15 protein-coding genes and 1 other RNA gene are annotated in these 20,941 nt (G+C 69.9%); 14 read left to right on the top strand and 2 right to left on the bottom strand.

Annotation, left to right across the window (positions count from 1 at the left end; genetic code table 11):
• Positions 1–8: 8 nt before the first annotated feature.
• On the bottom strand, positions 9–998 hold the full coding sequence (locus tag MRBLWH13_RS10880; protein ID WP_341955069.1) for a MoxR family ATPase: 990 nt from the start codon (positions 996–998) through the stop codon (positions 9–11).
• Between the two features lie 119 nt (positions 999–1,117).
• Positions 1,118–4,039 carry a DEAD/DEAH box helicase gene (locus MRBLWH13_RS10875; RefSeq protein WP_341955068.1) on the bottom strand — a complete coding sequence of 974 codons (2,922 nt, stop codon included), beginning with the start codon at positions 4,037–4,039 and terminating at the stop codon, positions 1,118–1,120.
• Positions 4,040–4,089: 50 nt separating this feature from the next.
• On the opposite strand from MRBLWH13_RS10875, the gene ffs reads away from it, so the two are divergent.
• From ffs to MRBLWH13_RS10805, 14 genes are all read left to right on the top strand, one after another.
• Positions 4,090–4,186, top strand: an RNA gene (ffs, locus tag MRBLWH13_RS10870) — signal recognition particle sRNA small type.
• Between the two features lie 43 nt (positions 4,187–4,229).
• Positions 4,230–4,841 (top strand): rhomboid family intramembrane serine protease, encoded by a 612-nt coding sequence (locus MRBLWH13_RS10865; protein WP_341955067.1) that lies wholly within the window; start codon positions 4,230–4,232, stop codon positions 4,839–4,841.
• Entirely contained in the window at positions 4,838–5,527 is a 690-nt protein-coding gene (locus tag MRBLWH13_RS10860) for a hypothetical protein (RefSeq protein WP_341955066.1), read from the top strand. Before MRBLWH13_RS10865 ends, MRBLWH13_RS10860 begins: the two co-directional genes overlap by 4 nt.
• Before the next feature lie 61 nt (positions 5,528–5,588).
• Positions 5,589–7,703, top strand: coding sequence for a phosphate acetyltransferase (gene pta / locus MRBLWH13_RS10855; protein WP_341955065.1), 2,115 nt, complete (start codon positions 5,589–5,591; stop codon positions 7,701–7,703).
• Positions 7,704–7,728: 25 nt separating this feature from the next.
• A complete protein-coding gene (locus MRBLWH13_RS10850) occupies positions 7,729–8,442 on the top strand; it encodes a hypothetical protein (RefSeq protein ID WP_341955064.1) in 714 nt (237 codons plus the stop codon).
• A 9-nt stretch (positions 8,443–8,451) separates the two neighbouring features.
• The gene (locus MRBLWH13_RS10845; RefSeq protein WP_341955063.1) at positions 8,452–9,672 is read left to right on the top strand and encodes an acetate kinase; all 1,221 of its coding nucleotides are present in this window, start codon (positions 8,452–8,454) and stop codon (positions 9,670–9,672) included.
• 101 nt (positions 9,673–9,773) lie between these two features.
• On the top strand, positions 9,774–10,559 hold the full coding sequence (locus MRBLWH13_RS10840) for an HAD-IA family hydrolase (RefSeq protein WP_341955062.1): 786 nt from the start codon (positions 9,774–9,776) through the stop codon (positions 10,557–10,559).
• A complete protein-coding gene (locus MRBLWH13_RS10835) occupies positions 10,556–13,060 on the top strand; it encodes a glycosyl hydrolase family 65 protein (protein WP_341955061.1) in 2,505 nt (834 codons plus the stop codon). The genes MRBLWH13_RS10840 and MRBLWH13_RS10835 overlap by 4 nt, the downstream gene beginning before the upstream one ends.
• 2 nt (positions 13,061–13,062) lie before the next feature.
• The gene (locus MRBLWH13_RS10830) at positions 13,063–14,142 is read left to right on the top strand and encodes a hypothetical protein (RefSeq protein WP_341955060.1); all 1,080 of its coding nucleotides are present in this window, start codon (positions 13,063–13,065) and stop codon (positions 14,140–14,142) included.
• A gap of 104 nt (positions 14,143–14,246) precedes the next feature.
• A complete protein-coding gene (locus tag MRBLWH13_RS10825; RefSeq protein ID WP_341955059.1) occupies positions 14,247–16,673 on the top strand; it encodes a DNA polymerase III subunit gamma and tau in 2,427 nt (808 codons plus the stop codon).
• Complete coding sequence (recR, locus tag MRBLWH13_RS10820; RefSeq protein ID WP_056312693.1) at positions 16,673–17,266, top strand: recombination mediator RecR; 594 nt, start codon at positions 16,673–16,675, stop codon at positions 17,264–17,266. The genes MRBLWH13_RS10825 and recR overlap by 1 nt, the downstream gene beginning before the upstream one ends.
• A gap of 16 nt (positions 17,267–17,282) precedes the next feature.
• A complete protein-coding gene (locus tag MRBLWH13_RS10815; RefSeq protein ID WP_341955058.1) occupies positions 17,283–18,221 on the top strand; it encodes a DMT family transporter in 939 nt (312 codons plus the stop codon).
• Between the two features lie 94 nt (positions 18,222–18,315).
• Positions 18,316–19,599, top strand: coding sequence for an aspartate kinase (locus MRBLWH13_RS10810; RefSeq protein ID WP_341955057.1), 1,284 nt, complete (start codon positions 18,316–18,318; stop codon positions 19,597–19,599).
• Between the two features lie 150 nt (positions 19,600–19,749).
• Positions 19,750–20,820 carry an aspartate-semialdehyde dehydrogenase gene (locus MRBLWH13_RS10805; RefSeq protein WP_341955056.1) on the top strand — a complete coding sequence of 357 codons (1,071 nt, stop codon included), beginning with the start codon at positions 19,750–19,752 and terminating at the stop codon, positions 20,818–20,820.
• Positions 20,821–20,941: the final 121 nt, after the last annotated feature.

Here is a 20,941-nt window from a genome sequence, read left to right as displayed (position 1 = left end):
TGAGCAGGTCAGGACCGCGCGGTGACGGGAACCCGCACGCGCTCGACGATCTGCCGCAGCGCGGCCTCGACGGGTTGCGCGCCGGCTCGGTGCGCTCCACGAGCAGGGAGCAGCCGGTGCGCGAGCACCGGGACGATCAGGGCGGTGACGTCGTCGGGGATCACGAAGTCGCGGCCGTCGAGCGCCGCCCACACCTTCGCCGCCCTGATCAGCTGCAGCGTCGCGCGCGGGCTCGCGCCCAGGTGCAGGTTGGGGTCGGCGCGGGTCGCCTGGGCGAGCGCCACCGTGTACTCCTCGAGTGCGGGGGCGACGTGCACCGAACGGGCCCAGGCGATCAGCCCCGAGATCGATGCCGCATCGGCGACGGCGCGCACGGCGGCGAGCGGATTGACCGTGTCGCGCTGGCGCAGCATGAGGGCCTCGGCCGCGGCATCCGGGTATCCCATCGAGATGCGCATCATGAAGCGGTCCCGCTGGGCCTCGGGCAGTGCGTAGGTGCCCTCCATCTCGAGGGGGTTCTGGGTCGCCACGACGAGGAAGGGATCGGGAAGCATGTGGGTCGAGCCGTCGACCGTGACCTGTCCCTCTTCCATCGCCTCGAGCAGCGCGGACTGGGTCTTCGGGGAGGAGCGGTTGATCTCATCGGCGATCACGATGTGCGCGAACACGGCTCCGCGCTTGAACTCGAACTCGCGGTCGACGGGGTTGTAGACGCTCACGCCTGTCACGTCCCCCGGGAGGAGATCGGGAGTGAACTGGATGCGGCGGACCGTCGCATCGACGCTCGCGGCCAGAGCACGGGCCAGCATGGTCTTGCCCACGCCGGGTACGTCTTCGATCAGCAGGTGCCCTTCGGCGAGCAGGCAGACGAGCGCGCTCCGCACGGCATCCGGCTTGCCGTCGATCACCCGTCCGACGGACTCGACGATTGCCGACGTCTGCGCGGCGAACTGCTCGGCGTCGACGACGGTCGGGATCAGGGGCGGATTCTCTGGCATGCGTTCCCTCTCGCGTGGGCGCTGCGGTGCGCGTGAACCGATCGTAACCCGGCTGTCTCGGGATGGGGTGGGAACCGGGCCGTCGTCCGCCCCACGCAGTGGCCGGCGTCCGCCGCCGTTCAGCCCCAGACGCGCGCTCGCGGTTCCGCGGTGTCCATTCGGCTGTCGGCGCTGCGGGCGACACGCAGCAGGGCGAGCCCCTGCACTCCGTTCAGCTCGTGCAGCGAGCACGTGCCGACCAGGGCCTGCCAGTGATCTCGGAATCGCTCGGCGTCGCCGCGCCGCCGGGCGATCAGTCGGGGCACCGCCAGAAGTGTGCGTCCGGGCGAGAGGCGGTCGGCGAGGCGTTCGATCGCGCGGAGCCTCGGCAACCCGGCCGCGTCGATGCGCAGCAGGAATCGGGGAGCGCGCACCGGTGCGAAGAGCTCCTCGACCGCATCCGCGATCGTCCGTGCGTCGGCGGCGGCACCGCCCAGCTCGACGCGGATGCGCGTCGGGTCGCTGCCGTCAGGGCGAGCCGTGATCACGGACTCGTCGATCCGACCGATGCGGCCCGCTTCGGAGAGCGTGCGGGCGACGGCGACCGCCGCTGCCCGATAGATCTCGGCCGGCCGTGCGCGATCGCGCAGAGAGCGGACGAGCGTGCGCAGGGCGGATGTCGTCGCCGCCACCGCACCGCCGCCGAGCGCGACTGCCACCGCGAGAACGGGAGAGAGGGAGACCCCTGAGACGGCCAGCACGGCGACGAGGGCGCCGACCGCCGCGGTGCCGATGACGAATCCGGCGACGGCACCGGCGCTCGCCGTCTGTCCGGCGCGCAGCAGCGGCGCGCGTGAGGTCCGGCGGACCGTGATCGTCTCGCGCTCCTGAGGGCGATAGGCATCGCCGATCCGCCATTGCGCCCTGGTCGTGCGGCGAGAGGGCCGGTGCTCGCGCAGGACGGCGTCGAGATCCCCGATCGAGGTCGAGGGGTCCTTGGCGAGCACGCGCTCCCACGCCTCGATGGCGGGTGGGGGGAGCGCATGCCCGAGACCGCTGACGATCCGGCCGTCTCCTTCTGCGCTGAGACCCCACAGATGCGAATGCCGACGGCGGAGCCGACCCGACTCCGAACCGTCGTCGAGATCGACGTGCGAGGGGATCAGGCACACCACGGACCAGTTGTGCGCGACCTTCTCGGGCCACGCGGGGTCGAGTCGCAGGGTGCGACCTCGGAGCTGCTGGGTGCCCGATGACGTGGCCACGGTCGTGAGGTCCACGAGCGTGTTGACCGAGGGGCAGTCCCAACCCTCGCCGAGCAGTCCTCGGGTGCCGACGAGCAGACGCACGTCGCCGCGGCGGATCAGCTCCGACACGGCACCGATCACCCGTCCGCTCCCGGCGGCGCGCACCTGCAGATCGCGCACGGGGCCGACGCCGTCTGCAATGCCGACGGCCTCGCCGAGCAGGTCGCCCAGCGCGGCGGCGATGTCGTCCGCATCGTCGGCGCGGACTCGCAGGTGCTGCGATGTGAGCAGAGCCGGGCGCAATCTCGCCGTGACCGGATCGACCGCGAGGAGGTCGAACGTCCGCAGTGCGCCTGCCGGCGCGTCCCCGGCGAGTCCTCGGTGGTTGCCGTGCTCGACGAAATCGGTCACGACGACCGCGCGGACCCGGTCGCCGTCTGCGCCCGCGAGTTCTCGGCGCAGGATCTCGACGGCCGCGTGATCCTTGGCCGCCGAGAACGCCAGCGTGGTCTCGATCGGGTTGCGACCGCGTCGGATGCCCCGGTCGGTCAGCGCGTAGCCGAAGTCCGCGAGCGACCGCCGCACGTACTCCCACTGGCGCACGGCCGCAGGGTCAGCGAGCAGCCTCGTCTGGGCGAACCGCGACAGCACCGTGAGCAGGTCGTCCGTGGTGCAGCGATCGAGCAGCGCCGGCGGGATCGCGGCGACGAGCGGATGCTGCGGGGCGACCTCGCGCAGCACCATGGCGCACGATCGCGTGAGGGCGAAATCCGTCGAGAAGGCACGGTCGAGGCGCGAGAGCGGAGTCTCGGTCTCGGTCGCCGCGTCGGCGCTGCCGGGTGGGTCCGAGGGCTGGAGATTCGCCTCGAGATACGACAGTGCATCCGGCGTCGACAGCACCTGCCTGATCAGGTCATGCAGCAGGGACTCGTGCCGTCGGATGAAGGAGGCCTCTGCGGGTGTGGGCTCGGTGAAAAGCACATGGTCGCGATACGGGGCGAGGTGCCCCTCCTTCACGACCGCGGGCGTCGGCACCTCGTAGTCGACGTCGCCGAGCAGATGGCTGTAGTTCTCGAACTCGGTCTCGTCGTCGGGGGAGGGCAGGGTCGCGGTGAGGCCGATGAGCTTCGGCTCCGTGCCGCTCTCGCGGATACGAGCGGCGAGATACGCCACCACGATCGCCCAGTGATCGAGCAGGTGATGGCATTCGTCGAGGACCACGGTGCGCACACCCGCCTCGACGAGGCGATCGATGAGTGCGACCGCGTTCGGGTGTAGCGCCCGGGCGAGCTCGGAGGGGCGTTGACGGGTGAATCGCGAACGCAGTCGGCGCGCACGACTGCGGATGCCGGAACGGTGACGCGCGGGGTTGTCGACCGCGAGCTCGGCGAGCCAGGTCGCGGCATCCGCCTCGGTGCGCCCGCTCGCGACGAGCTCGTCCGTCCACACCGCACGGGCGAGTTCTTCGAAGGGGGAGCCGTCTGCGGTCACGCTGAGCCGCTGGTAGGTGAGCACCGTCAGGTCCCCGAGACGCTCGGGGTCGTCGGAAACCGCCGATTCGTCGGTCGCGAGCTCTGTCGCGGTACGCAGCCACTGCTGGCGGATCGTCACGGTCGGCGACAGCACGAGCGCGCGATGGCCCTCGCGTGCGGCGAGCAGCAGGCCGAGCAGGGTCTTTCCCGATCCAGGTGGCGCCACGATGTGCAGCGGGTCGTCGCCTCCGGGAGCGAGCCGATCGAGGACCTCGGCCTGGTACGTGCGCAGTGTGCCGGAGAAATGCCACGACGACAGGGGCGAGGCGGTGGCGGGATCCATGACCTGCCCAGTCTGTCAAAGAGCACGTGCAGACATCGGCTAGACTGGTCGACGGCTCTCCGCGTGGCGGCATCCAGGCCAATTCCCCCAGGGCGGAAACGCAGCAAGGGTAACCGGGCTCTGCTGGGTGCGCGGAGGGTCACTTTCTTTTTGTCAGCGTCCTCCGGGGCAGTCCTGCCAGGATCGTGACGTGACAAGACCAGACGTGATCAGCACCGCCGACTCTCCGCGCTCGAGCGCTCTCGGCCGCTTCGCGTCTCCCGTCCTCCTCGTCGTACTCATGTGGGTCGTCCAGCTCGCGGACGCGATCCTCCCCGGTTCCTTCACCGGCTTCGGACTGCGCTCGTGGGACGTCGAGGGACTCGGTGGCATCCTGGTCGGGCCCCTGCTGCACGCCGACTGGGCGCACCTGATCGGCAACACCGTGCCGCTTCTCGTGCTCGGCTGCCTCGTCGCCGTCGAAGGGGCGCGCCGGTTCTGGGCCGTGACCGCGATGGCCGCCGTGATCGGCGGGGTCGGAACGTGGCTGGTCAACGCGCCGGGAACGCTCACCGTCGGCGCTTCCGGTCTCGTCTTCGGATACTTCGGCTACACCCTCATGCGCGTGTTCGCGCCCGGTCGCGTCGCACACCGTGTGCTCTACGCCGTCATCGCGCTCATCGTCATCGCGTTGTACGGCGGATCCATGCTGGCTGGCGTCGTCGGCGTGCGTGAGGGGATCTCGTGGCAGGCCCACCTGTTCGGCGCGATCGGCGGTGGCCTCGCGGCGTTCATCGGCAGAAGCGGAACGCGGCGCACATGAGCGTCACCCAGAGCTCGCGACGTACGACATCGCGCACGCGCAGGCGCCCGACCCGTCGTCCGCGCTCGCGGTCCCGACGGATGTCGCCGCGTCGCCGTGCCCAGCGCCGGGTGCGGCGATTGAAGGTCCTCCGCCGCATCGGCTGGTCAGCCGCGGCGGTGGTCGTCGTCGCGCTCGCCGCAGTGCTGATCCCCCTCGGGCTCGCCCACGAGAAGCCGCTCGCCGTCTGCATCACCGACCCCGCGACCTTCCCCGTGGCCGGCGTCGAGGGCTGGGAGGGGGAGCAGCTCGAGAACGCCGCGACCATCATGCAGACCGCCACCGCGCTCGGGTTCGGACGCGACGGTCAGATCCTCGGGGTGATGACCGCGATGGGCGAGAGCAGCCTGCGCAACATCGACTACGGCGACTGGGAGACGAGCGGGTTCACGAACCCGGACGGCAGCCGCACGACCAGCATCGGGCTCTTCCAGCAGCAGGAGTGGTGGGGAACGGCGGAGCAGCGGATGGACCCGGCGACCGCCGCGACGCTGTTCTACGAGCGGCTCGCGCGCGTGCCCGACTGGCCGTCGATGGAGCCGTCGCTCGCGATCCACCGGGTGCAGATCAACCTCGATCCGACGTACTACACGCGCTATACGGCGGATGCCACCGCGGTCGTCGACGCTCTCTCGGCACCCTGCTGACCGGATTTCGCACGGCTGTCAACCCAGCGCGCCCATGGGGAGCTGCACCTAGTGTGGAGCTGTGGCGAAGAGCATCTACATCACCTCGGCCGAAGGTCATACCGGCAAGTCCACCATCGCCCTCGGCGTGCTCGATGCGCTCATGCGCGTCACGCCCCGGGTAGGTGTCTTCCGCCCGATCGCCCGTTCCGTGACCGAGCGCGACGACGTGCTCGAGCTGCTGCTCGCGCATGACGGCGTGCAGCTCGACTACGAGGACTGCATCGGGGTGACCTACGACGACGTTCGCGACGACCCCGATCGCGCTCTCTCGACCATCGTCGCCCGCTACAAGGCCGTCGAGGCCCAGTGCGACGCCGTGGTGATCATCGGCAGCGACTACACCGATGTCGCGAGCCCCGCAGAGCTCGGCTACAACGCCCGGATCGCCGCGAACCTCGCAGCGCCCGTCCTGCTCGTGCTCAGCGGGCGCGATCAGCAGCGTCAGGCCGAGCAGCTCGGCACCACGACCGCACGGACTCCCGCCGCCGTCGGGCAGATCGCCGCGCTCGCGCTGTCCGAGCTCGAGGTCGAGCGCGCCGAGCTCTTCGCGGTGACCGTGAATCGGGCAGACCCTGAGGCGCTCGCCGACATCGAGGCCGCCGTCGCCGCCGTGCGCCCGCAGAAGACGACGCCCGTGTGGGCGATCCCGGAAGACCGCACCCTGGTGGCGCCGTCGATCAACGGCATCCTGTCGGCCGTCGACGGGCGACTGATCAAAGGCGACCCCGACCGACTGGCACGCGAGGCGCTGACCATCGTCGTCGCCGGGATGTCGATGGTGAACGTGCTCCCGCGGCTCACCGAGGAATCGGTCGTCGTGATCCCCGCCGACCGCACCGAGGTGCTGCTGGCGACGCTGCTCGCCGACGCGTCCGGCACCTTCCCACGGGTCGCCGGCATCATCCTGAACGGCCCGTTCCCGCTGCCTGATCCGATCGTGCAGCTGCTCGACGGGTTCACGTCGACCGTGCCGATCATCGCCACGGACCTCGGCACCTACGACACGGCGGTGCGCGTCATGGGCGCACGCGGCCGGATCTCGCCGGAGTCGCGAGGCCGGTACGACCGCGCTCTCGGACTCTTCCAGACCCACGTCGACATCGCCGAGCTCACCACCCAGCTCGGCCTCGCCGAGTCCCGCGTGGTCACCCCGCTCATGTTCGAGTACGGACTCATCGAACGTGCGCGCGCCGACCGCCGGCGAATCGTCCTCCCCGAGGGCGACGACGACCGCATCCTCCGTGCCGCCGCGACCCTGCTCGCGAGGGAGGTCGCCGACCTCACGATCCTCGGAGACGAGTCCGCCGTGCGCTCCCGCGCCGTCGAGCTCGGCGTCGACATCACCGCCGCCCAGGTCATCAGCCCCACCGATCCCGAGATGGTGGAGCGCTTCGCGACCGAGTACGCGCGACTGCGTGCGCACAAGGGCATCACGCTCGCGCAGGCGGCCGACACGGTCACGGACGTGTCGTACTTCGGCACGATGATGGTGCACCTGGGCCTCGCCGACGGCATGGTCTCGGGCGCAGCGCACACCACGGCGCACACCATCCGTCCGTCGTTCGAGATCATCAAGACCAAGCCGGGCGTCACCGTCGTCTCGAGCGTGTTCCTGATGGCCCTCGCCGACCGTGTTCTCGTCTACGGCGACTGCGCGGTGATCCCCGACCCGACCAGCGAGCAGCTGGCGGACATCGCGATCTCGTCGGCCGCCACCGCCCGCCAGTTCGGAATCGAGCCGCGCATCGCGATGCTGTCGTACTCGACGGGGGAATCGGGATCGGGCGCCGACGTCGACAAGGTCCGTGCCGCCACCGCGCTCGTGCACGAGCGCGCGCCCGAGCTGCTCGTCGAGGGGCCGATCCAGTACGACGCCGCGGCAGACGCCGCAGTGGCAAAGGCCAAGCTCCCCGACTCCGCCGTGGCAGGGCGAGCCACCGTCTTCGTCTTCCCCGACCTCAACACGGGCAACAACACCTACAAGGCCGTGCAGCGGTCGGCGGGTGCCGTCGCGATCGGACCTGTGCTGCAGGGACTCAACAGGCCGATCAACGATCTGTCCCGCGGAGCGCTGGTGGACGACATCGTGAACACGGTCGCGATCACGGCCATCCAGGCGCAGACCGGTGAGTGACGGCGTCGCCCCTATGCTTTCCAGCATGACGATTACCTCGATCCAGCAGCAGCTCGCGACACCCGAGGGGTTCGCCAAGGCCGTCACGCCGAAGAGCACGATCTTCGGCATCGCGATCACCTCGCTGGTTCTGAGCGTCATCGGAATCGGCATGAACCTGTTCCAGCTGGGCTCCGCGAGCGGATGGCAGTGGTCGCTCATGTTCCGCTTCTTCTTCGACGCCGGGGCGATCGAGTTCACCGGCAGCCGAGCGGGTCGTAGCGAGATCTGGCGCTTCTTCTACGTGTACGGCCCCATCGTCCTGCTGCCGCTCGGCATCGTCCTGCTGATCGTGCACTTCGCCACCCGCGGCAAGGCGGGGGCCGGGCTCTACGACAGCTACCGCCAGCGCGGCTGGATCGGTCGTCAGCTGCTCCCGGGGCTCAAGGTCAAGAACGGCAACAACCAGGTGGACGTCGCCTTCATCTCGCACCCCAGCGTTCCGGATGCCGAGTTCGAGGCCGCGGCTCACCACTACGCCGGCTACCTCGGCACGCTCGACAAGAAGGCCACCAAGGCCGCGGCGTCCGCGGCGCTCAAGCAGAAGGTGCTCGCGGGTGTCAGCGCCGCAGCGCTCGCGCCCGGCGTGCCCCCGGCCATCCTCGCGGCCCCCGCGCAGGGTGCCGGACAGTACGTGATCGTGGTTCCGCCGGACGCCTCGGGCAAGGGATCGCTTCAGGTCCTGCCGATCAAGGCCTGAGGCGCGACGATGAGCGCGATCCTCGTCATCAACAGCGGGTCCTCCTCGCTGAAGTACAGCCTGATCGACATCGAGAACGAGAACGAACTCGCGGCCGGTCTCATCGAGCGGATCGGCCAGGATGTCAGCGCGATCCGGCACACGGTGCGACCGGATGCCTCCGCGGATGCCGTCGTGACCATGCTCGACGCCTCGTACGAGTCCGAGCAGCCCCTCGCGGACCATGACGCGGCCTTCGCCGTGATGCTCGAGCAGTTCGCCGAGCACGGTCCGCTGCTCGACGAGCACCCGCCGGTCGCCGTCGGTCATCGCGTGGTCCACGGAGGCGCCCGCTTCTATGCGCCGACGCTGGTCACGCGGAACGTCGAGGAGCAGATCGAGGAGCTGTCGGTGCTCGCTCCTCTGCACAACCCGGCGAACCTGGCCGGCATCCTCGCGGCGAAGGCCGTGTTCGCGGAGGTGCCGCACGTCGCGGTGTTCGACACCGCGTTCCACCAGACGCTTCCTGCCGCCGCCTACACCTACGCGATCGATGCCGAGCTCGCAGCGCACCACCGCGTGCGCCGCTACGGGTTCCACGGCACGAGCCACCAGTTCGTCAGCGAGTCGGCCGCCGCGTTCCTCGGACGCGACCTCGGCACGCTCCGCCAGCTCGTCTTCCACCTCGGCAACGGCGCGTCCGTGACTGCGATCGACGGAGGCCGTTCGGTGGAGACCTCGATGGGGCTCACCCCGCTCGAGGGCCTCGTCATGGGCACGCGCTCGGGTGATCTCGACCCGGCGGCGCTCGTGCACCTCTCCCGTCGAGCAGGCCTGTCGATCGACGACCTCGACGCGCTTCTGAACTCCCGCAGCGGGCTCAAGGGCCTCGCGGGCCGCAGCGATATGCGCGACATCCTCGCCGGTCGCGAGAGCGGCGACGAGGCGGCGACGCTCGCGTTCGACGTCTACATCCATCGCCTGCGCGCCTATGCCGGTGCGTACATCGCCCAGCTCGGCGGGGTCGATGTGATCTCCTTCACGGCGGGCGTCGGAGAGAACGCCGCAGCAGTGCGGGCGGAGGCCATGTCGACGCTCGGTTTCGCCGGGGTCGAGATCGACCCTGCGCGCAACGAGGAGCGACAGCGCGGCATCCGTCGGATCTCCACCGACGACTCGCCCGTCACCGTGCTCGTCGTCCCGACGGACGAAGAGCTCGAGATCGCCAGACAGACCTCGCGCATGCTCTGATCCACGTCCCTCGGGGGTTACCGCCGATGCCGTGCCGCACTACGCTTGCACAGTGGCACGGAGAGGTGCCGGAACCCGTCGTCCTTCTCCTGGAGGCTGTTGTGCCCGAAGCCCTGCCCGATCCGCTCCGCGCCGAAGGTGTCCTGTTCGACCTCGACGGCGTGCTCACGCCGACGGCCGAGGTGCACATGCGCGCGTGGAAGGTCGTGTTCGACGACGTCTTCGAGCGCTGGGGAATCACGCCGCCGTACTCGGATGCCGACTACTTCGACTACGTCGACGGCAAGAAGCGATACGACGGCGTGGCGAGCCTCATGCGCAGTCGCAACGTCGAGATCCCGTGGGGCGCGGTCGACGATCAGCCGGAGGCCGAGACGATCTGCGGCATCGGCAATCGCAAGAACGCCGCCTTCGCCCAGTCGCTCCGCGCCGAGGGCATCGCGCCGTTCCCCGGCTCGCTCGCGCTCGTCGAGAAGCTGTCCGCGGCGGGTGTGCCGCTCGGCGTCGTGTCGAGCTCCAAGAACGCCGAGGAGGTGCTGGCCGCGGCCGGCATCCGCGCGTTCTTCCGCATCGTGGTCGATGGCGTCGTCGCCGAGCGCGAGAATCTCGCCTCCAAGCCCGCCGCCGACATGTTCCACGCCGGTGCCGTGGCTCTCGGCGTCGACCCGGCTCACAGCATCGCCGTCGAGGATGCGACGTCCGGCGCGGCGTCTGCTGCCGCCGCCGGATTCGCGACCGTCATCGGCGTCGACCGCGGCGCGGGAGCGGATGCTCTGCGTGCCGCGGGCGCGACCGTCGTCGTCGAGGATCTCGACGTGTTCCTCGCAGACCAGGCCGCGACGGCCACCGAATCCACCCTCAGCCCCGACTCCGAGGAGACCGCATGATCGACCGCGACCGCTTCCCCGTCGACCCCTGGCGGCTCATCGAGACGCGCTACTCCGAAGACGGAGTCGGGGAGACCCTGTTCAGCGTCGGCAACGGCTACCTCGGCCTCCGCGGCAACCACATCGAAGGACGCGGCGCGCACGAGCACGGCACGTTCATCAACGGCCTGCACGAGACGTGGCCCATCCGCCACGCGGAGCAGGCGTACGGCTTCGCCGAGGTCGGGCAGACGATCGTCAACGCACCCGACGCGAAGGTCATGCGCGTCTACGTCGACGACGAGCCGATCTCCTTCGACGAGGCGGACGTGCGCGAGTACCGCCGCACGCTCGACATGCGCACCGGCGTGCTCGAGCGCGTCGTGGTGTGGGAGACGCCGTCGGGCAAGCGCGTGCGCATGCGCGACGAGCGGATCGTCAGCTTCGAGGAGCGCCACCTCGCGGTGCTCCGCCTCGAGGTCGTCGTCGAGAACGCCGACGCCCCCGTCACGGTCAGCTGCCAGATGATCAACCGTCAGGACGGCGCCGGCGTCTACGCGGGCACGCCCAACCAGGCGAAGAGCGGATTCGACCCCCGCAAGGCCGAGAAGATCGCCGAACGCGTGCTCGAGCCCGCCGAGCACTGGCAGGACGGGCTCCGGTCCGCGCTGTCGTACTCGGTGGCAGCCTCGGGCATGACGGTGGCCGTCGTCGCCGACCACATCATCGAGACCGAGAACGACTACACCTCGCGCACGCTCATCGAAGAGGACATCTCGAAGAACGTCTTCCGCGTGCAGGCGAAGGCGGGTGTTCCCATCTCGGTCACCAAGCTCGTCAGCTACCACACCTCGCGCGGCGTGCCCGCTCGGGAGCTCGTCGACCGCTGCCGCCGGTCGCTGGACCGCGTCGCCTTCGAGGGCGTTCAGGCGCAGTTCGACCGCCAGGCCGAGTGGCTCGCGGCGTTCTGGGCCCGCAGCGACGTGCAGATCGGCGAGCACGACGACATCCAGCAGGCCACCCGCTGGTGCCTCCTCCAGCTCGCTCAGGCCTCGGCGCGTGCCGACGGAACCGGCGTGCCGGCGAAGGGCGTCTCGGGGTCGGGCTACAGCGGCCACTACTTCTGGGACACGGAGATCTACGTCCTCCCGTTCCTCACGTACACCTCGCCGCAGTGGGCGCGCAACGCGCTGCGTGCACGCGTGCTCATGCTCCCGGCGGCCCGTCGTCGGGCGGCCCAGCTGAACGAGGCGGGGGCGCTGTTCCCCTGGCGCACGATCAACGGCGAAGAGGCGTCGGCGTACTACGCGGCGGGCACGGCGCAGTACCACATCAACGCCGACGTCAGCTTCGCGCTGGGCAAGTACGTGCGAGCCACCGGCGACGACGACTTCCTGCGCCGCGAGGGCATCGACATCGCGATCGAGACTGCGCGCCTGTGGGCGACGCTCGGCTTCTGGCGCACCTCGCGCCTCGTCGCGGACACCACGGACGACGACGGCATCGAGACGTTCCACATCCACGGCGTCACGGGCCCGGACGAGTACACGACCGTCGTGAACGACAACCTGTACACGAACGTCATGGCCCGCTACAACCTGCGCTACGCGGCGCGGGTCGTGCGGGAGGCGCAGGAGGCCAACGGCGAGGAGTTCGCCAGGGTCGTCGAGCGCACGGGGCTCGCCGAGGGCGAGGCCGAGGGCTGGGAGCGCGCGGCCGATGCGATGTTCATCCCGTTCAGCGAGAGCCTCGGCATCCATCCGCAGGACTCGCTGTTCCTCGAGCGCGAGCTCTGGGATCTCGCGCACACCCCGTCGGAGCAGCGTCCGCTGCTGCTGCACTTCCACCCGCTCGTGATCTACCGCTTCCAGGTGCTCAAGCAGGCCGACGTGGTGCTTGCGCTGTTCCTGCAGGGCAACCATTTCACGCCGGAAGAGAAGAAGGCCGACTTCGACTACTACGACCCGCTGACGACGGGCGACTCGACGCTGTCGGCGGTCGTGCAGTCGATCCTCGCGGCGGAGGTCGGATACCAGGATCTCGCGCTGCAGTACTTCCAGCAGTCGCTGTTCGTCGACCTGCACGATCTTCACCACAACGCGGCCGACGGCGTGCACGTCGCATCCGCCGGCGGCGTGTGGACGGCTCTCGTCTGCGGCTTCGGAGGCATGCGCGACTACGCGGGTGAGCTGAGCTTCGATCCCCGCCTGCCGGCGGACTGGCCGTCGCTGTCGTACCCGCTGCAGTGGCAGGGATCGGCGCTGCAGATCACCCTCACGAAGGATGCTCTGCGCGTGCAGGTTCGCACCGGCAACCCGGTGCCGTTCACGGTGCGCGAGGTCGCGTACATCGCCACCACGGACGAAGAGGTCGTCGTGCCCCTGGTCGACCAGGGGCCGTTGATCCCCGGACGCCCGTCACTGCGCCAGTTCGCCGATGCGCTCCGCGAGGACGGCACGCGCCTGTCGGCATCGGTCCCCGTCATCACCACCGCGATCCCGGTGATCGAGCCGATCGACTGACGGTGCTGATCACCGCTTCGCTGTTCGGACTCGCGCCCGCGCTGCTGCTGCTCGTCCTCGCCGTCATCGAGCGGGTGCGATCGGTGCAGCGCGTGGCGTCGCCCGGACCGCGGTTCGAACCGTCGCCCGGTGCGACGGTGCTGTACGACGCGCTGCTGCTCAACGCCGACCGCAGGGCGATCGCCGCGGCGCTGATCGACCTGGCGGTGCGCCGGAAGGTGCGGCTGCTGGTGGATGCCGAGGACGTGCCGTCCGAGGGATCGCGCAAGCGCGCGCCGATCGGCATCGAGGTCGTCGACGGCGCGACATTCACGCCGGAGGAGCTGAGCGTCCTCGAGGCGCTGTTCGGTCCGGACCACACCTCGGGTCGGGTGCGACGATTCAGCTCGGATGCTCGGGCGCTGCACCGACGAGTGCGTGGTGTGCTCGACGAGACCGAGACACGGCTCGCTTCCGCGGGGCTGATCGGCCGCGGCCGCCGCGGCTGGGCGACCTTCCTGCTGCGGGTGGCTGCCTGCCTCGTGATCGGCGTGTGTCTGCTGCTGCTCTTCGCAGCGGTCGTGGTGAGCGAACCGGGCACCGGCGTGTACGCCGTGCCGATCGCGGGTGTCGTGGTCGCCGTCGCGGTGATCGTGATCGCCCCGAGGCCATGGCGCCGGTTCCTTCCGGACGCGCGACCGCTGCGCGCGCACCTCGCCGGCATCCGGGAGTACGTCGCCCTCGCCGAGGCCGAGCCGCTGCGTTTCCTCCAGTCGGCGGACGGGGCGGATCTGCGGTCGGATGTCTCCGCCGAGGCGGCGTCCGAGAGGCTGCAGCGCTTCCTCCTGAACGAGCGGCTGCTGCCCTATGCCGTGCTGTTCGGGCTCGAGCGTTCGTGGACGGCCGCACTCCGCACGGAGTCGCAGGTGCTGCGAGCGGGGGAGGGGCTGGACAGCGCGATCGAGGTCGCCGGAGCCGTCTTCGACGTGATCGAGATCGTCGGAGGGGTCGTGCATCTCGTCGGCGCGGTCGGAGACCTGGTCGACGCGACGGGCGGCGTCGTCGAGGTGGTCGGCGGCGTGTTCGAGGCCGTCTCGTCGTGATTCGCGGCGTCGCTCCCGATATCTCGGCAGCGCGGCGCAGGGCGCTCGGTCGATCGGCCGGACCCGCCTGCCTGAACGTCCGTGGCACGCCGTAGGCTGGTGTGGTGACCACAGCCCTCTACCGCCGCTACCGCCCCGAGTCGTTCGGCGAGATGATCGGGCAGTCCCAGGTGACCGATCCGCTGATGACCGCGCTGCGCGGTGACCGCGTCGGCCACGCCTATCTCTTCTCCGGACCCCGTGGATGCGGCAAGACCACGTCTGCTCGCATCCTCGCCCGGTGCCTGAACTGCGCCGAAGGGCCCACCGACGTCCCGTGCGGCACGTGCCCGAGCTGCGTCGAGCTGTCGCGCGCGGGCGGTGGATCACTAGACGTGGTCGAGATCGACGCCGCCAGCCACAACGGCGTCGACGACGCCCGCGACCTGCGCGAGCGGGCGACATTCGCCCCCAGCCGCGACCGCTACAAGATCTTCATCCTCGACGAGGCGCACATGGTGACGCCGCAGGGGTTCAACGCGCTGCTCAAGCTCGTCGAAGAGCCGCCCGAGCACGTCAAGTTCATCTTCGCGACCACCGAGCCCGAGAAGGTGCTCGGCACGATCCGCTCGCGCACGCACCATTACCCGTTCCGGCTGGTGCCCCCGGCCGCGATGCTCGATTACGTCGAGAAGCTGTGCACCGAAGAGGGCGTGGTCGCCGAGCGCGGTGTGCTGCCTCTCGTCGTTCGTGCCGGAGGCGGCTCGCCCCGAGACACCCTGTCGCTGCTCGACCAGCTGATCGCCGGCTCCGATTCCCCCGCCGGTTCCGAGACCGTGACGGTGGCGTACGAGCGGGCAGTGGCCCTGCTCGGCTACACGCACGCCACTCTGCTCGACGAGATCGTCGACGCGCTGGCCGCCGCCGATGCCGCCGCTGCCTTCCCCGCCATCGATCGCGTCGTGCAGACCGGGCAGGACCCCCGTCGCTTCGTCGACGATCTGCTCGAGCGGCTGCGAGACCTCATCGTGATCGCGGCCGTCGGCGCCGGTGCTGCCTCGGTGCTGCGCGGAGTCGCCGAAGACGAGCTCGCCCGCATGCGCACGCAGGCCGAGTCGTTCGGCTCCGCGCGTCTGTCGCGCACGGCCGACGTCGTCAGCGCAGCCCTCGACGACATGTCCGGCGCGACATCGCCCCGACTTCACCTCGAGCTGATGGTCGCCCGTGTTCTGGCCGCAGGAGCGGAGGCCGGCGCTGCCGCCCCGCAGGCCACCTCCGTGTCCGCCGCGGCGCCTGCGCGAGTTCAGACACCGTCGGCTGCCACGCAGTCCGAGCCGCGCGCCCACGCCACCGGGTCGACAGCGGCTCCTGCCGCTGCGTCGGTCCCTGCTGCTGCGGCTGCGCCGACTGCTGCCGCTGCGGCTGCGCCGACTGCTGCCGCTGCGGCTGCGCCGACTGCTGCCGCTGCAGTTGCGCCGACTGCTGCCGTTGCAGCCGCGACGCCGCAGGACGAGGTGCCCGCGGGTGCGGCGCCCGCATCCGATGCACCTGGAGCCGTGGTATCCGACGCCGCCGCCGCTTCTGAAGCCGCTGCATCCGAAGCGGCGTCGGCCGCCGAGACCGAGGCGGCGCCCGCAGCTCCGGCCGGTCCTGTCACGTTCGACGCAATCGCCGCCGCCTGGCCCGGGGTGCTCAAGCGACTCGAAGGGCTCAGCCGCACCTCCTGGCTGCTTGCGACCGCGGTTCAGCCGCTCGCCTACGACACCGATTCCGAGGTGCTCACCCTCGGCTTCACGAGCCAGCACGACGTCGCGAAGTTCAAGGGCACGGTCCCGGGCGCAGGCCCGTCGGATCACCTCCGCATGGCGATCGAGCACGAAGTCGGCGTCAAGGTGAAGTACCGGCCTGCTCCGATGCCCGCGGGTGGGGCGCCTCGCCAGCCGGCGACCTCTTCGTCCGGTGCGCCGACAGGCGACGCCACCGCATCGGAGCCTGCGTCAGCGGGCTCACCGCGCTCTCAGACACGTAGTGCTTCTGCGGGGCCGGTGACCGAGTGGGCGGTGGCCGCCATCCCGGCATCCGCCGACCCTGCAACCTCTCCGGTCGCCGTACCGACCGCTGCTCAGCCGGCGCCGACCGCGCCGACCGCGCCGACCGCGGCAGCCCCGACCGCTCAGGCAGCCCCGACCGCTCCTGGTGCCGGCCGGCCGGTCGGAGGCGATGAGCCGCCGCCTCCGCTCGACGACGAGCCGCCGTACTTCGATGACGAGCCGCCGTACGACCCGGCGTACGAGCCGGTGCCGACACCTCAGACCGCGGCATCCGCCGGTCGCGCGCACGCGCATCCGTCGTCATCGACCCCGGCTCAGTCCGCACCCGTGCAGCCTGCTGCGCCGGTGCGCAAGGCGGCATCCGCCGCCGCAGCCCCGGTGATCACCGAGCGCACCCCTGCCGGGGGAGTCCAGCGCTACGGTGAGGCCGTGATCCGCCAGGTGCTCGGCGCGACATTCGTGCGCGAAGAGCCCTACGAGCCCCCGACGAGGTTCTCCTGATGTATGACGGAATCGTCCAGGAGCTGATCGACGAGTTCGGCCGGCTCCCCGGAATCGGCCCCAAGTCCGCGCAGCGCATCGCGTTCCACATCCTGCAGACCCCGACGTTCGACGTCGCACGTCTGTCGGAGCTGCTGGTCGAGATCCGCGTCCGCGTGCGCTTCTGCGAGGTCTGCGGCAACGTGGCAGAGCAGGAGCGCTGCACGATCTGCCGTGACCCGCGTCGCAATCCCGAGCTGATCTGCGTCGTCGAGGACGCCAAGGACGTGGCTGCCATCGAGCGCACCCGCGAGTTCCGTGGGCTGTACCACGTGCTCGGCGGGGCGATCAGTCCCATCGCCGGAATCGGACCCGACGATCTGCGCATCGCCCAGCTCATGACGCGTCTCGCCGACGGGACGGTGCAGGAGGTCATCCTCGCGACGAATCCGAACCTCGAAGGCGAGGCGACGGCGAGCTACCTCAGCCGTCTGCTCACGACCATGCAGATCACCGTGTCGCGTCTCGCCTCCGGGCTCCCGGTCGGCGGCGACCTCGAGTACGCCGACGAGGTCACCCTCGGTCGAGCATTCGAGGGTCGGCGCGTGCTGTGATCGCCGGGCGCGTGCAATGAACGCCCAGGGCGGGTTCTCCCGCCGCGGGTGGCTGCTCTTCGGGGCGATGGCCCTGCTGTGGGGCGTGCCCTACCTGTTCATCAGCATCGCGGTCGAGTCGCTCTCGCCACCCGCCATCGTGGCCGGACGTACTCTCATCGCCGCGCTGCTTCTCCTGCCGTTCGCGATTCGCGGGGGCGCGCTGCGTGCGGCGCTGAAGCACTGGCCGTGGGTTCTGGCGTTCGGCGTCGTCGAGATGGCAGGCCCCTTCGTGCTCTTGGGTCATGCAGAGATGACGCTGCCCTCGGGGATGACGGGCCTCCTCGTCGCGACGGTGCCGCTGTTCGCAGCCCTCATCGCCCTGGGCGGGGGAGACCGAGGCGTCCTTCGCCCTGCACGAGGCATCGGCCTGCTGGTGGGCTTCGTCGGTGTCGCGGTCGTCGTCGCCGGTCCAGGACTCTTCGGCGGAGAGGTCAGTCTTCTCGCCGCGGGGGAGGTGCTGCTGGTCGCCATCCTCTATGCGATCGCGCCGTTCATCGTCGCCCGCAAGCTGAACGACGTGCCCTCGCTCGGCACGATCACCCTCTCTCTGCTGATGATCGGGGTGATCTACCTTCCGATCGGACTGCTGACTCAGCATGAGACGCCGACGCTGCCCTCGATCGGCGCTCTGCTCGCTCTCGCCGTCATCTGCACGGCCGTCGCGTTCCTCGCGTTCTTCGCGCTGATCCGCGAAGTGGGCCCCGTGCGGGCGCCGCTGTTCACCTACGTCAACCCGGTGGTCGCGATCATCCTCGGAGCGATCGTGCTCGCCGAGCCGCTGACTCCCGGTCTGCTCATCGGATTCCCGCTGATCATCATCGGATGCTGGTTCGCCGCCACCGGAGGGCGGCTGCGCCCACCGGCATCCGTCGCTCCCGATCTCACACCCGCTCCACTCCCGCCCGCGCCCTGACAGGCCGTCGATCCCGTCACATGCGAAGCGGGGCATATGCGCCGATCGTAGAATGAGCGGTGGGCGGATCCGCCCGACATCCCAGGGAGTGAACGTGGCCCTCATCGTGCAGAAGTACGGCGGCTCCTCAGTCGCCGACGCAGAGAGCATCAAGCGCGTCGCCAAGCGCATCGTCGACACGCGTCGCGCCGGCCACGACGTCGTCGTCGCCGTGAGCGCGATGGGCGACACGACCGACGAACTGCTCGACCTCGCCAACGAGGTCGCGCCGATCCCGGCACCGCGCGAGCTCGACATGCTGCTCTCGAGCGGCGAGCGGATCTCGATGGCGCTTCTGGCCATGGCGATCCACTCGATGGGCTTCGAGGCGCGCTCGTTCACCGGCAGCCAGGCCGGCATGATCACCGACTCCCAGCACGGCGCCGCCCGCATCGTCGATGTCACGCCGATCCGTCTGCGCGAAGCACTCGACGAAGGCGCGATCGTCATCGTCGCCGGCTTCCAGGGGTTCAACCGCGACACCCGCGACATCACCACGCTCGGGCGCGGCGGCTCCGACACGACGGCCGTCGCTCTCGCCGCGGCTCTCGACGCCGATGTCTGCGAGATCTACAGCGATGTAGACGGCATCTTCACGGCAGACCCCCGGGTCATCCCGAAGGCGCAGAAGCTCGACCACATCGGCAGCGAGGAGATGCTCGAACTCGCCGCCAACGGCGCCAAGGTGCTCTACATCCGCGCCGTCGAGTACGCACGCCGTCACGGCGTCCTGATCCACGCCCGGTCGACCTTCTCGTCGTCCGAGGGCACATACGTTCTGGGCGAGGGCATGAAGAACCCTCGCGAAGCCGAGGGAGCAGCAGCCATGGAAGAACCGATCGTCGCCGGTGTCGCCACCGATTTCGGCCAGGCCAAGATCACCGTCGCAGGCGTGCCCGACGTGCCGGGCAAGGCAGCGGAGATCTTCAAGATCGTCGCCAAGTCGGGCGCGAACGTCGACATGATCGTGCAGAACGTCTCGGCCACGGGACGCACCGACATCTCGTTCACGGTTCCCAAGGCCGATGCGGCGGCAGCACTCAAGGCGCTGGCCGGTGAGCAGACCGAGGTCGGCTTCCAGAACCTCGTGCACGACGACCAGATCGGCAAGCTCTCGGTGGTGGGTGCCGGAATGCGCACGCACTCCGGAGTCTCGGCGGTGCTGTTCGAGGCGCTGTCCGCCGGTGGCATCAACATCGAGATGATCTCGACGTCCGAGATCCGCATCTCTGTCGTCCTTCGCGACACCGACCTCGCCGAGGCCGCCCGCACCGTGCACACCGCCTACGGTCTCGACGGCGACGCCGAGGCCACGGTCCACGCCGGCACCGGTCGCTGACCCACGCCCGCACACCGCGCGACGGTCCTCGACCACCGGGCGGCACGGTAGACTCACCGAAACCCTGACATCGGCGCCAGGCGCGGCATCCGCACCCCGACGTCGCGCCCGAAGCCTCGACTGCTGTACTGCACGACGCCAAGGAACATCATGACCCGCATCTCCGACTCAGGACTCTCCGTCGCCATCGTGGGCGCCACCGGCCAGGTGGGCACCGTGATGCGCGAGATTCTCGCCGAGAGGTCCTTCCCGATCCGTGAGCTGCGTCTGTTCTCGTCGTCGCGCTCCGCGGGCACCGCCATCGAGTTCGGTGGTGCGACGGTCATCGTCGAAGATGTCGAGACCGCGGATGCCGGGGGCATCGACATCGCCCTGTTCTCGGCCGGCGCGACCGCCAGCCGTGCCTACGCTCCCCGGTTCACCGAGGCCGGAGCCGTCGTCGTCGACAACTCCAGCGCCTGGCGCAACGACCCCGAGGTGCCGCTCGTCGTCAGCGAGGTCAACCCGCACGCGATCGACGACCGCCCCCGCGGCATCATCGCGAACCCGAACTGCACCACGATGGCCGCGATGCCCGTGTTGAAGGCGCTGCACGCCGAGGCCGGTCTCGAGCGACTCATCGTCTCGACCTATCAGGCCGTCTCCGGTTCGGGTCTCGCCGGTGCCCAGGAGCTCCTCGGTCAGGTCGAGGGTGTTCTCGCTCAGGGCGACACCCTGCGCCTCGTGCACGACGGGTCGTCGATCGATTTCCCCGAGCCCGAGAAGTACGTCGCCCCGATCGCGTTCGACGTCATCCCGTTCGCGGGCAACCTGGTCGATGACGGGCAGAACGAGACCGATGAGGAGAAGAAGCTCCGCAACGAGAGCCGCAAGATCCTCGAGCTGCCCGACCTCCGCGTCGCCGGCACCTGCGTGCGCGTCCCCGTCTTCACCGGTCACTCGCTCTCGATCAACGTCGAGTTCGCGAACGACATCACGCCGCAGCGCGCGGCCGAAGTGCTCTCGGCCGCTCCCGGTGTCGTCCTCGACGAGGTGCCCACCCCTCTGCAGGCCGCGGGCAAGGACCCGAGCTTCGTCGGACGCATCCGTGCCGACCAGTCCGCTCCCGAGAACAAGGGCCTCGTGCTGTTCATCAGCAACGACAACCTGCGCAAGGGCGCGGCGCTCAACGCCGTGCAGATCGCCGAGATCCTCGCCGAGCGCCTGGTCGCCATAGCCTGATCGCATCGCCGCCATGCGGATCCGGTCTCACGAGGCGGGTCCCCGTGGTCAGGTGTGCCGTGACCTCGAACTAGACTGTCGTGGTGACCGAAACCGTCGATGTCGTCTTGATCGGTGGTGG

The sequence above is a fragment of the Microbacterium sp. LWH13-1.2 genome (assembly GCF_038397735.1).
Classification (GTDB): domain Bacteria; phylum Actinomycetota; class Actinomycetes; order Actinomycetales; family Microbacteriaceae; genus Microbacterium.
Note: the sequence above shows the minus strand (reverse complement) of the source record. Positions and strands in the feature narration are given on the sequence as shown.